Here is an 11101-nt window from a genome sequence, read left to right as displayed (position 1 = left end):
TGTTGCAACGGAGTCTTTGCAACTCTACGCTGCCGTACATGCCGGAAGACCCGCAGCCGCCGCCCCGCAACGTCCACCACCTCAACCCGCGCTCACTGCGCGGCCTCGCGCACCCGCTGCGCATGCGCCTGCTCTCCTCGCTGCGCCTGGAGGGCCCGGCGACCGCGTCCCAACTCGCCGCGCGCCTGGGCGAGTCGAGCGGGGCGACCAGCTATCACCTGCGCCAGCTCGCGGAGTACGGCTTCGTCGAGGACGACCCGGAGCGCGGCAAGGGCAGGGAGCGGTGGTGGCGCTCGGCCCACCAGGGCACGCGCACCGACGAGGACCTCATCCGCGACCGCGACCCCGAGGTGCAGGGGGCGCTCTCCACCCTCCTGTTCGAGTACGCCACGCAGCGCGCGCAAGAGGTGACCACCTGGATCGCCACCCGGCACGAGTGGTCGCAGGAGTGGGACGAGGCGGCGGACACCAGCGACTTCACCCTGCACCTGACGCCCGCGCTCGCCCGCGAGCTGAGCCTCAAGGTGTCCGCGCTGATGGAGAGTTACCGCGACTCGGTGCCCGCGGAGGGCACGCCGGACGTCGCCCAGGTGCGCGTCCACTCGCACATCTTCCCCACCCGGCCGAGAGCCGACAAGGACTGAGAGGGGCACGCCATGCACGCCGACATCCACCTGATGCTGCACCACGACCGCGCCGGGGAATTACACCGCACGGCACCCGCCCGCAAGCCTCCGCGGTACGCGCTGCGCAGGCAACTGGGCTGGACGATGGTCGAGTTGGGCCTGCGCCTGGTCAGCAGCTCGGGACCTTCTCGCCCTTCTCCAGCGCCCGCAGCGCGTCAACCGTGCCCGTCAGCGTGGTGATGGGGATGAGCTTCAGTCCCTTCGGCAGCTCCGACTGAGCGTCGCCGCACTCCGCCTTCGGGACCAGGAAGACCGTCGCGCCGTCGCGCCGCGCGGCCTGCGTCTTCAGGGCCACGCCGCCGACCGGGCCGACCTTGCCGGAGTCCTTGATCGTGCCGGTGCCCGCGATGGTGCGGCCGCCCGTGAGGTCGTGTCCGCTGCCGTCGCCGTCGAGCTTGTCGATGACGCCGAGCGCGAGGAAGAGGCCCGCGCTGGGCCCGCCGATCTTGCCGAGGTCGGCCTCGACCTTCACCTTGTCGGTGCCGGCCACGCCGTTCGCCTTCAGATACGACAGGGCCGCCTTCGTGGCGTCGTCCTGCGATTCCTTCATGTCGCCGAGATTGTGCTTCTCGACTTCCTTCTCGTCGTCACCGACCGGGTAGACGGCCTCCTTGGGCATGACCGCCCGGTCGGTGCGGAACCAGCCGTCGATCACGTCGCCGAGACGGACGTCCGTCTGCGGCCCCGTGGCCACGATGGTCGTCATCCGCAGCTCGCCCTTCGTGTCCCGGGTGGGCGCGCCGGTGATCTTGAGGACCGGCTTCCCCTCGTACTCCCCGAGTACGTCCGCCGTACCGCCGGGCTGGGCCACGGCGAACGGCAGCGGCGCGAGGCCCGCGACGGCGAGCAGGGCCACGACGGGCAGGGCGCAGAGGGCGGTGGCCTGGAGACGGGTGAGGCGCGCGAGGGAGAACACAGGGCCAATCTAACGTGCGTCGCCGATCTGCCACGGGGCGCCGTCGATCGCCGGCTGCGCCGGGCTCGTCCTCGAACGCCGGACGGGCTGATACGCCTCAGCGCAACGCGTCCGCTACTTCTCGCGCCGCGTCGACCACCCGGGGGCCGACCCGCTCCGGCACCGAGTCCGACAGCATGACGACCCCCACGCTCCCCTCTATGCCCGTCACCCCGACCAGCGGCGCCGCGGCCCCGCTCGCGCCGGCCTCCAGCTCGCCGTGGGTGAGCGCGTAGCCGGGGTCGGTGACCAGGCCCTGGCGGGCGGCGAGGATCGCGCGGCCCGCGGCGCCGCGGTCCAGGGGGTGTCGGAAACCCGTGCGGTAGGCGACGTGGTAGTCGGTCCAGGTGGGTTCCACCACCGCGACCGCGAGCGCTTCCGTCCCGTCGACGAGGGTGAGGTGCGCGGTCGCCCCTATGTCCTCGGCGAGCGAGCGCAGCGCGGGCAGCGCGGCCTCCCGCACCAGCGGGTGCACCTGGCGGCCCAGGCGCAGCACGCCGAGGCCGACGCGGGCGCGGCCGCCCAGGTCGCGGCGGACGAGGGCGTGCTGTTCCAGGGTGGCGAGCAGGCGGTAGACCACGGTGCGGTTCACGCCGAGCTTGTTGGACAGCTCGGTGACCGTGAGGCCATGGTCGGTGTCGGCCAGCAGCTTGAGGACGCGCAGTCCTCTGTCGAGCGTCTGGGAAGTCTCCGCGGTCACGACGCCCACTCCTTAGGTGAGGGTCGGCGGCCCCCCTACGCGGCGGTTGCGTCGCCGGTCCCGTGGGCGACGCGCGTCAGAGGCCGCCGGTCGGAACACCGGCTGCGCTCCGCGGCGGCGCTGCCACGGGGCGTGTGCTTTGCGGGGACATTAGCGAGGCCGTCCCGCTGAGCGGAAGACTTCGTCCAGAATCCGGGCACCGCGGCGCCCCTAGCGCCCCCACTTGCCCCGTTACGCGGGGTGAATGCGCGGGAGGGCTTGCACGACCTCCGCACAAGCCCTCCGCAGTCGGAACATCCCGCTCCCCGGCCGCCGGGGCGGCCCGGGGTTCACTTCATGCGGGTGGCCCACTCCTGGACCTTCTCGATGCGCTGGCGCAGCTGCCCCGCCGTCGCCTCCGCGCTCGGCGGCCCGCCGCAGGTGCGCCGCAACTCGGTGTGGATCACGCCGTGCGGCTTGCCTGTCTGGTGGACGTACGCGCCGACCATCGTGTTGAGCTGCTTCCTGAGCCCGAGGAGTTCCTTGTGGGAGACCACGGGGCGCCGCTCGGCCGGGAGTTCGAGGAGATCGGCCTCGTCGTCCGGCTTCTTCTTGCTGTGGGCGATCTGCCGCGCCTGCCGCTTCTGGAGCAGCATCTGCACCTGGTCGGGTTCGAGGAGCCCGGGGATGCCGAGGTAGTCCTGCTCCTCTTCACTCCCCGGGTGGGCCTGCATGCCGAACTCGGCGCCGTCGAAGAGGACGCGGTCGAAGACGGCCTCGGACTCCAGGGCCTCGAAGGAGAACTGTTCCTGCTCGCCGGTGTCCTCGTCCTCCTGCTTGTTCGCCTCGTCCATCTCGGCCTCGGACTCGGCGTAGGGGTCCTCCTCGCCGTCCTTCTTCGGCTTGTCGAGCACGTGGTCGCGCTCGACCTCCATCTCGTTGGCGAAGCCGAGCAGGTCGGGGACGGTGGGCAGGAAGACGGACGCGGTCTCGCCGCGCCGCCTGGACCGCACGAAACGGCCGACGGCCTGCGCGAAGAAGAGCGGCGTGGAGATGGTCGTCGCGTACACGCCGACCGCGAGGCGCGGCACGTCGACGCCTTCGGACACCATGCGGACCGCGACCATCCAGCGGTCGTTGCCCTCGGCGAAGTCGTCGATTCGCTTGGAGGCGCCGGTGTCGTCGGAGAGGACGACGGTCGCCTTGGTCCCGGTGATCTCGCGGATCAGCTTGGCGTAGGCGCGCGCGGAGTCCTGGTCGGAGGCGATGACGAGGCCGCCCGCGTCCGGGATGGCCTTCCTGACCTCGGTGAGCCGCTTGTCGGCGGCCTTGAGGACGTTCGGCATCCACTCGCCGCGCGCGTCGAGCGCGGTGCGCCAGGCCTGCGAGACGGCGTCCTTGGTCATGGGCTCGCCGAGCCGGGCCGCGATCTCGTCGCCCGCCTTCGTGCGCCAGCGCATGTTGCCGGAGTACGAGAGGAAGATGACGGGCCGCACGACGCCGTCGCCGAGCGCGCTGCCGTAGCCGTACGTGTAGTCGGCCGATGAGCGCCGGATGCCGTCGTTGCCCTCCTCGTACTGGACGAAGGGGATCGGGTTCGTGTCGGACCTGAACGGCGTACCGGTGAGCGCGAGGCGCCGCGTGGCGGGCTCGAACGCTTCGAGGCAGGCCTCGCCCCAGGACTTCGAGTCACCGGCGTGGTGGATCTCGTCGAGGATCACGAGGGTCTTGCGCTGCTCGGAGCGGTTGCGGTGCAGCATCGGGCGTACGCCGACACCGGCGTAGGTCACGGCGACGCCCTGGTACTCCTTGCTGAGCGGGCCCGCGCTGTACTCCGGGTCCAGTTTGATGCCTATACGGGCGGCCGCCTCGGCCCACTGCTTCTTCAGGTGCTCGGTCGGCGCGACCACGGTGACCTGCTGCACGACGTGGTGGTGCAGCAGCCAGGAGGCGAGCGTGAGCGCGAACGTCGTCTTGCCGGCGCCGGGGGTGGCGACGGCGAGGAAGTCTCTCGGCTGCTCCTGGAGGTACCGCTCCATCGCGCCCTGCTGCCAGGCACGCAGCTTGTTCGCGGTGCCCCAGGGCGCACGCCCCGGGAAGGCGGGCGAGAGGTGGTGGGAGGAGTTGGCGGCGGCGCTGGTGGTAGTCACGGTCTCCGGGTTCGCGGGTCGGCGGCACGTATGACAACCGGGCCACCTTACCGGTGATGTGTTGACGTACCCGTGAGATCAGGGCGGGTGCCGGGACGGGTGCGACGGGTCTCACACGCTCACCTGCACGGACCTCTCAGAGTGTCCGTTCCTTGAGCCGCGTGCCGATCCAGGAGCCGGCGAGGGCGACCGCCGCCATGGGCAGGAAGACGGCGACGAAGGCACCGGGGTGGGACGCGCTCACGTCGGAGGCGCCGTGTGCCGTGCCGACCGTGCCGCCGCCGAGCGCGGCGAACGCGGCGCCGCCGACGGCGAGGAGCAGGACGTTCGAGAGCCCGTCGGAGATCTGGAGCGCGGCCGAGTTCGACCCGGCGTCGGCGGGCGGCGAGAGCCGGAGCAGCAGCACGCTGGTGGAGGCGATGACCATGCCCATGCCGAAGCAGCCGAAGGCCCAGGCGACCGCGACGATCCACACGGGCACGGACGCGATGAGGACGGTCGGCGCGGCGGCGATCGCGGCGGCGACGAGCACCATCCCGAAGGCGACGAGGCGGCCCCTGTACGGCTCCATGCGGGGCCTGGACTGGACGTAAGAGCCGAGGGCCCAGGTCGCACCGCCGACGGCGAGCGAGAGCCCGGCCATGGTGGGGCTGAGCCCGCGCTGCGTGACGAGCATCAGCGGCACGAAGGACTCGGCCGCGATGAACGACCCGGCGGCGACGCCGCGAAGCAGCACCACGGAGGGCAGCCCGCGCGCGGCCCGGTACGTCCCCTTGGGCAGCAGCCCGAGGACGGCGGGCACGAGGACGGCCGCGCCGACCGCGGCGGGCACCAGCGAGAGCCACCGCAGGTCCTGCCCCGCGTACTGGAGGAGCCCCGCCCCCAGCGAGATCCCCAGCGCGAGCCGGATACGGCGCCGGTCGAACGCGGCGACGGGCGCGGACGGGTCGACGGGCCCTGACGCGGTCCTGCGTATCGCGGGCAGCGCGAGGGCGAGCGGCGCGACGACGAGGACGGGGATGCCGACGAAGACCCAGCGCCACCCGAGGTGCTCGGTGACGGTCCCGGACACCAGCGGCCCGACCACGGACGGCACGACCCAGCTCGCCGCGAACGCCGCCATGATCGAAGGCCGCAGGTGCTCGGGGTAGGCGCGGCTGACGATCACGTACAGCGCGACGATGACGAGCCCGCCGCCGAGCCCCTGGACGGCGCGTCCGGCGATGAACAGCCACATCGCGCCCGCGGTGCCGCTGAGCATCAGCCCCGCGGCGAAGAGCCCGATCCCCGTGGCGAGCGGCCCGAGCGGACCTCGCCGGTCGGCCCACTGCCCGCTGAGCACCATGCCGAAGAGGCTGGTCGTGAAGTACCCCGAGAACGCGAAGGCGTACAGGGACACCCCGTCCAGCTCACGCGCGGCGACGGGCATCGCGGTCCCGACGGCGGTCGCCTCGAAGGCGATGAGGAGGACGACGGAGACGATGCCGACGCTGAGCGCACGGTAGTCCTTGCTGAGGACACCGCCGGTTCCCTGCGGGGCGGGCGGGGCCATGGGGTCGGCGGCGACGCCGGTGTCGGTCATGCGGCCAGGGTAAGAGGCGTGCCCTGCTTTTGCCCCTGTCGGGAGGTGGGGTCGGACTGGTCCCTTGGTCTTACGTCTTACTGGCCCCTGGGCCTTCAGCGTTGGGTGTGGTTGATGAAGGCGGACCAGGCGCTGGGGGTGACGGTGAAGTGGGGGGCGGTGGGGGTTTTGGAGTCGCGGATGTGGATGGCTTTAGGGGTGGCAGCGACCTCTACGCAGTCTTCGCCGTTGCTGCTGTCGCTGTAGCTGCTCTTGCGCCACTCAAGCGCGACCTCGACGCAGTCGTCGCCCTCGCTGCTGCTGCTGTAACTGCTCTTGAACCACTCCAGCTCGGAGGCGTTCCCGGCAGAAGCCTTGCCGATCATGTTTCTCCCAGCATTCGCTCGATGAAGGCCAGCGACTCCCGTGGCCTGAGAGCCTGGGTCCGGATCATTCCATAGCGCAACTCCAGGATCCTGAGCTGCTTCGGATCGGACACAGGGTGGCCGCTGAAAGCCCCGTCGGAGCGCCCGACTCCCGTGCCGTCGCGGAACTTCAGCACTTCGATCAGGCCTCCCATTCCGGAGTGACTCTCGCAGTCGAGCGGCATCACCTGGAAAGTGACGCCTCTCAACTGGGCCACCTCCGCGAGGTGTTCCAGTTGTCGCCGCAGGGCCATTGTCCCTCCGATGGTGCGGCGCAGCGTCGCCTCTTCCTGCACGAAGTTGAGGGCAGGCGCAGGCGAGCGCTCGAAGATCACTCGCCGGGCCATACGGGCCGCCACGAAACGCTCCACCTGGTCCTGCGAGTCGACGTCCCAACCAGGCTCATCCACACCGTCGTTGCGTTCTTCCACCACGCCCACCTCCGCCGTACCGTCCAAGCCCAACGCGCACTCGTACCCGGGCGGCACCCGGGACAGCCGGGACAGGCCCGGACAAGCGTGGGACAAACTCCGTACGCACCTCCCGCACCACTGTGCACGGAATGCGCGCGCGGCCACGCTGAGTGACATGAACCAGGAATTCACCCGCCTGCGGACACTCAACCCCGCACACCAGTTCACGATCCTGCTCTCGGCGACGCGCAGGGGCGCGCGGCTGGCGCGGCTGCTCACGCGGGAGCAACTCCGCAGTTGGGGAACGCCGTTCGAGGACGGCGAGCAGATCGTCGCCGAGCTGGCGAACAACGCCGTGCTGCACGGCCACGTACCCGGCAGGAGTTTCCGGCTCGTGCTGACGCTCGCGGCGACGGACACGCTGCGTATCGAGGTCACGGACGCGCGGGCGGAGGAACTGCCGCGGGAGGCCGGGCTCCCGGTCGCGGACGCGGAGTCGGGCCGGGGCCTGTTCCTGGTCGAGGCGTACGCCGACCGTTGGGGGACGGAGCCCGGCCCGGCCCCCTGCAAGACGGTCTGGGCGGAGATCGACGCGGTGGCGGCGGGCCGCGGGACGTGACCGGCTCAGCCCATGGTCCGGGAGCCGTCCAGGGACTCGCGGATGATGTCGGCGTGACCGGCGTGCTGCGCGGTCTCGCCGATGACGTGGAGCAGGACGCGGCGGGCCGACCACCGGGTGCCGGGCTCGAACCACGGGGCGTCCGGCAGCGGGTGGCTCGCGCCGAGGTCGGGCAGGGAGCGGACCAACTCGTCGGTGCGGAGCGCGACTTCCTCGTACGCGGCGAGGACACCGGCCAGCGTCTCGCCGGGCAGCAGCCGGAACCCGTCGGCGCGCCGGGCCCGGTCCTCCTCGGTCATGTCGGTCACGCCGCCGAGGGCGGAGGTGCCTTCCAGGATGAAGGCGGCCCAGACCCGCTCGACCGCCGTGACGTGCTTGACCAGACCGCCCAGGCACAGCTCGCTCACGGTGGTCCGCCGCCCGGCCTGCTCGTCGGTGAGGTCGCGGACGGTGAATCGCAGGCTGCGCCGGTGCTGGGCCAGCGTCGTCAGCAGGTCTGCGCGCTCGCCGGTGGCGTCCGTCGTCCCGCTCATGGCCGCACTCATGGTCTCGCTCATCGTGTCTGCCTTCCGTTGCACCGGTACGTCGCCGAACAGGTGCGACGTTAGACGGCAACTAGGTCAGTTCATGGCCTAGTTGGAAAGTGACGCGACCGCACCCGCTCACGGGCCGAACCCGGATCGCGGAGCCGCGCACCCCGGCCGCTCCCGACGCCAAAGACAAAGAACCAGGGAAAGAACCAACCAACCCCGCCCCTCCCCCGCCGCATCCACTCAACTGTGCGCTCGCACGCGCGATCACTCACACGGGTGATCGATGCCAACTTCGCCGGCGATCAAGGGATTTGGTCGGGCAGGGTCGGCGCAGACACACCGGACGGGTGTCACCGACAACCGCACACATGAGACGGCCCCCGCAGGGACTGCAATCCCACGCGAGGGCCTGACCACCAAGGAAGCGAGACCTTCCCGATGGCTGAGCAGCAGCTTAACGCGCCCCCGCGCGCCCGGTCCGCCCGTTCCCACCGCTCTCACCGCTCTCACCGCTCTCACCGCTCTCACCGCTCTCACCGCTCTCACCGTTCTCGAAACGGAGTCGGTCATGTGACCGAAAACCACCCGGATCAATTCACCGTCGTAGGCGACCACCTGACCCAGCACCCGGACCTGAGCCTGACCGCGCTCGGCCTGGCCGCTCACATCCAGTCGCTTCCCGAGGGCGCACCGGTCGGCATCAAGGCCCTGGCGGCGAAGTTCCCGGAGGGCGAGACCCGGATCGCGGCGGCCCTGCGGGAGTTGGAGGCGCACGGCTATCTGGCCCGCATCAAGGAACGCATGCCGTCCGGCCGGATCGTGACCCGCACCATCTCGTACAACAAGCCCCAGCCCCGCCCCGCCGCCGCCACACCGCGCCGCGAACCGGCGCCCGAGCCCGAGGAGCCGGAACCAGCGGCGTCACCGGACCCCTCCCTGGAGGGGCACCGCGCGGCCACGGAACTCCTCACGACCCTGCGCCGCGACGACCCCCGCCTGCTCCTCTCCGAACGAGACGTACGCCGGCTGGCCCCGGCGACGACGGCGTGGCTGGACCGGGGCATCACCCCGGAGGCGGTACGTCACACACTCACGGCAGGCCTGCCCACGGCACCGATCCACCGCCCGGCGGCGCTCCTGGCCCACCGTCTGACGGAGTTCCTGCCACCCCCGCTCCCGGCACCCCCGCAGCGGCCCGTCCCACTCCAGAACCGCGACGGCTGCGACCGCGCCTTCCGCTCACCGGAGCCGGGCCACTGCCCGCCGTGCCGTACCCGGAACCGAGCTGCCGCCTAGCATGAAAGTCATGACTCCTGCCTCAGGCGAGCGACGACGAGGAGCGAACGACATGACCATCGCCCCGGACAGCAAGCGCACGGCCAGCCACACGTACCGGGCCATGCGGGAGTTCGTGCAGTCGATGGACGACACCCTCCCCGGCAAGTTCGAGATCACCAAAGAAGGAATCGTCCACGACATGATGTCGCCGACCGGCCCTCACGAGCTCACCGCTCTGCGTATCCGGAAACGCCTGGAGAAGGTCATGCCGGAAGAGCTGGTGGCTCACACGGGCACTCCGGACGTGGAAGACCTGCCGGAGGGGATCATGCGTCACCCCGACGTCATGGTGATCGCCGAGGCCGACATGGAAATCCAGGGCGCCTTCGACCCGCGCACGCTCGTCGCGGCCATCGAGGTCGTCTCCCGCTCCAACCCTGACAACGACTGGGTGGGCAAGATGCGGGACTACCCCCTCGTGGGCATCCCCGTGTACGTGATCTTCGACCCGCGCACCGGCTCGGGCGCGGTCATGACCGACATCCATCCGACCCCGGACGGGCCCCGCTACGCGACCCGCAAGGACTTCGTTTACGGCGAGCCCGTGACGATCACGGACTGGACGATCCCCACGGAGAACCTGCCGCGGTACGTCTGAGTGCCGAGTGCGCGAGGTCGACACCGACCCGGCCGGGGGCGTACCGCTGTCGTGGGTGGGGGCGGGTGGGTGGGACGAGGCAGCGGCGGCACGGTTCAGAGCCTGGCGGCCTACACGGACCGGCACGGCGCGGACCGGCTGGACCGGCACGACGCGGACCGGCTCGACCGGTGCGGCGCGGATCGACTCGACCGGTGCGGAGCACATGCGCCCGCGTGTCGCGGAGAGGCGACGTTCAGGCCCGGCGCCCAGCCCGACGTACAGCCGTGCGGTGATCTACGGGGCTCTGTTACACGACCTACAACCGGTCGTAATGGTGGGTGATTTACCTTTATTCCGCACTCGCCGGACAGCACCGGACGGCAGAGGGCAAAACGTCTGAACCGTGCGGACCCACCGGACCAGTGGACCCGCGCCGTGCGAGAGCACACCACCGCATCGTGATAGGGGAACACGCCGTTATGCGCACCATCACCCACCGCCGCAACGCCCTCCGTACCGCCGCCGTCTCGGTCATCGCCGGTACGGCCCTGCTGGCCCCGGCCGCCGCCGCCCTGGCGAGCACGCCCGCGCCGCAGAGCCCCGCCGTCGCACGGGCCGCCGCCGCGAAGGACGTGAAGATCGACATCGGTGCCGGTGTCACCATCACCGTCAAGGGCGGCAAGCCGTACTACAACGGCAAGGTCATCAAGCCGGGCGGGACCGTGAACGACGGCATCTACGTCCACCTCAGCGCCGACGGCAAGCGCCTGTACAGCAAGACGCAGGGCGGCGGCGTCCCGTACACGATCTGGGACGTCAAGACCGGCAAGCGGCTCGGCAGCCAGCAGACCAGCCCCACCGCCAAGGCGAAGGCCGCGCTGACCGCGAAGCCGTCCGCGACCTCCGTGAAGGCCTGGCAGGAGCTGCGCGTCAGCGGCAAGGCGACGGGCATCAAGGCCGGCAGCAAGGTGACCCTCCAGCAGAAGCAGCGCGGCACCTGGAAGTCGCTGCCCGCCAGCACGACCGTCAACAAGTCCGGCGCGTACTCCCTGCGCGTCAAGCTCGGCCTGAAGGGCAAGAACGACCTCCGCGTGCAGAGCGGCACCACCCTGTCGCCGGTCTTCAACGTCACGGTGCGCTAGAAGCCAACCCCTGATGCGCT

At 70.9% G+C, this 11101-nt stretch carries 11 protein-coding genes and 1 pseudogene; 5 read left to right on the top strand and 7 right to left on the bottom strand.

Translation table 11 applies throughout. The features are described 5' to 3' along the window. Positions 1–38: 38 nt before the first annotated feature. Positions 39–644 carry an ArsR/SmtB family transcription factor gene (locus ACIO9J_RS36150; protein WP_402008927.1) on the top strand — a complete coding sequence of 202 codons (606 nt, stop codon included), beginning with the start codon at positions 39–41 and terminating at the stop codon, positions 642–644. 151 nt (positions 645–795) lie between these two features. Here the strand turns inward: ACIO9J_RS36150 and ACIO9J_RS36145 are convergent, their stop codons facing one another. The 6 genes and pseudogenes from ACIO9J_RS36145 to ACIO9J_RS36120 form a co-directional block, all read right to left on the bottom strand. Beyond that, entirely contained in the window at positions 796–1602 is an 807-nt protein-coding gene (locus ACIO9J_RS36145; RefSeq protein ID WP_402008924.1) for a S16 family serine protease, read from the bottom strand. 97 nt (positions 1603–1699) lie between these two features. Beyond that, the gene (locus ACIO9J_RS36140; RefSeq protein ID WP_384549237.1) at positions 1700–2341 is read right to left on the bottom strand and encodes an IclR family transcriptional regulator; all 642 of its coding nucleotides are present in this window, start codon (positions 2339–2341) and stop codon (positions 1700–1702) included. 329 nt (positions 2342–2670) lie between these two features. Beyond that, positions 2671–4470, bottom strand: coding sequence for a DEAD/DEAH box helicase (locus tag ACIO9J_RS36135; RefSeq protein ID WP_402008920.1), 1800 nt, complete (start codon positions 4468–4470; stop codon positions 2671–2673). A 136-nt stretch (positions 4471–4606) separates the two neighbouring features. Continuing rightward, positions 4607–6052: an MFS transporter gene (locus tag ACIO9J_RS36130; RefSeq protein ID WP_402008917.1), complete on the bottom strand. Its 1446-nt coding sequence runs from the start codon at positions 6050–6052 to the stop codon at positions 4607–4609. A 95-nt stretch (positions 6053–6147) separates the two neighbouring features. After that, positions 6148–6417 carry a DUF397 domain-containing protein gene (locus ACIO9J_RS36125; protein ID WP_402008914.1) on the bottom strand — a complete coding sequence of 90 codons (270 nt, stop codon included), beginning with the start codon at positions 6415–6417 and terminating at the stop codon, positions 6148–6150. After that, positions 6414–6830 (bottom strand): annotated as a pseudogene (locus ACIO9J_RS36120) (DUF5753 domain-containing protein); the annotation flags it as partial. The gene ACIO9J_RS36125 and the pseudogene ACIO9J_RS36120, both read right to left, overlap by 4 nt. A 214-nt stretch (positions 6831–7044) precedes the next feature. Between ACIO9J_RS36120 and ACIO9J_RS36115 the strand changes: the two are divergent. Continuing rightward, a complete protein-coding gene (locus ACIO9J_RS36115; RefSeq protein WP_402008912.1) occupies positions 7045–7488 on the top strand; it encodes an ATP-binding protein in 444 nt (147 codons plus the stop codon). A 5-nt stretch (positions 7489–7493) separates the two neighbouring features. Here the strand turns inward: ACIO9J_RS36115 and ACIO9J_RS36110 are convergent, their stop codons facing one another. Beyond that, entirely contained in the window at positions 7494–8045 is a 552-nt protein-coding gene (locus ACIO9J_RS36110) for a DinB family protein (RefSeq protein ID WP_402008909.1), read from the bottom strand. A 414-nt stretch (positions 8046–8459) separates the two neighbouring features. Between ACIO9J_RS36110 and ACIO9J_RS36105 the strand changes: the two genes are divergently transcribed. The 3 genes from ACIO9J_RS36105 to ACIO9J_RS36095 all read left to right on the top strand — a co-directional run bounded on the left by ACIO9J_RS36105 (position 8460) and on the right by ACIO9J_RS36095 (position 11081). Continuing rightward, positions 8460–9317 carry a helix-turn-helix domain-containing protein gene (locus tag ACIO9J_RS36105; protein WP_402008906.1) on the top strand — a complete coding sequence of 286 codons (858 nt, stop codon included), beginning with the start codon at positions 8460–8462 and terminating at the stop codon, positions 9315–9317. Positions 9318–9369: 52 nt separating this feature from the next. Further along, entirely contained in the window at positions 9370–9957 is a 588-nt protein-coding gene (locus ACIO9J_RS36100) for a Uma2 family endonuclease (RefSeq protein WP_402008903.1), read from the top strand. Positions 9958–10418: 461 nt separating this feature from the next. Continuing rightward, a complete protein-coding gene (locus tag ACIO9J_RS36095; RefSeq protein WP_402008901.1) occupies positions 10419–11081 on the top strand; it encodes a hypothetical protein in 663 nt (220 codons plus the stop codon). The last annotated feature ends 20 nt before the right edge of the window (positions 11082–11101 follow it).

The sequence above is a fragment of the Streptomyces sp. NPDC087300 genome (genome assembly GCF_044744425.1).
Taxonomy (GTDB): Bacteria; Actinomycetota; Actinomycetes; order Streptomycetales; family Streptomycetaceae; genus Streptomyces.
This window is presented reverse-complemented; position numbering and strand designations above follow the sequence as displayed.

Bases quoted from the DNA above. Each gene is read 5' to 3' on its own strand.
- ACIO9J_RS36150 (WP_402008927.1), top strand. From the start codon at position 39: ATGCCGGAAGACCCGCAGCCGCCGCCCCGCAACGTCCACCACCTCAAC.
- ACIO9J_RS36130 (WP_402008917.1), bottom strand. From the start codon at position 6,052: ATGACCGACACCGGCGTCGCCGCCGACCCCATGGCCCCGCCCGCCCCG.
- ACIO9J_RS36125 (WP_402008914.1), bottom strand. From the start codon at position 6,417: ATGATCGGCAAGGCTTCTGCCGGGAACGCCTCCGAGCTGGAGTGGTTC.
- ACIO9J_RS36115 (WP_402008912.1), top strand. From the start codon at position 7,045: ATGAACCAGGAATTCACCCGCCTGCGGACACTCAACCCCGCACACCAG.
- ACIO9J_RS36110 (WP_402008909.1), bottom strand. From the start codon at position 8,045: ATGAGCGAGACCATGAGTGCGGCCATGAGCGGGACGACGGACGCCACC.
- ACIO9J_RS36105 (WP_402008906.1), top strand. From the start codon at position 8,460: ATGGCTGAGCAGCAGCTTAACGCGCCCCCGCGCGCCCGGTCCGCCCGT.
- ACIO9J_RS36100 (WP_402008903.1), top strand. From the start codon at position 9,370: ATGACCATCGCCCCGGACAGCAAGCGCACGGCCAGCCACACGTACCGG.
- ACIO9J_RS36095 (WP_402008901.1), top strand. From the start codon at position 10,419: ATGCGCACCATCACCCACCGCCGCAACGCCCTCCGTACCGCCGCCGTC.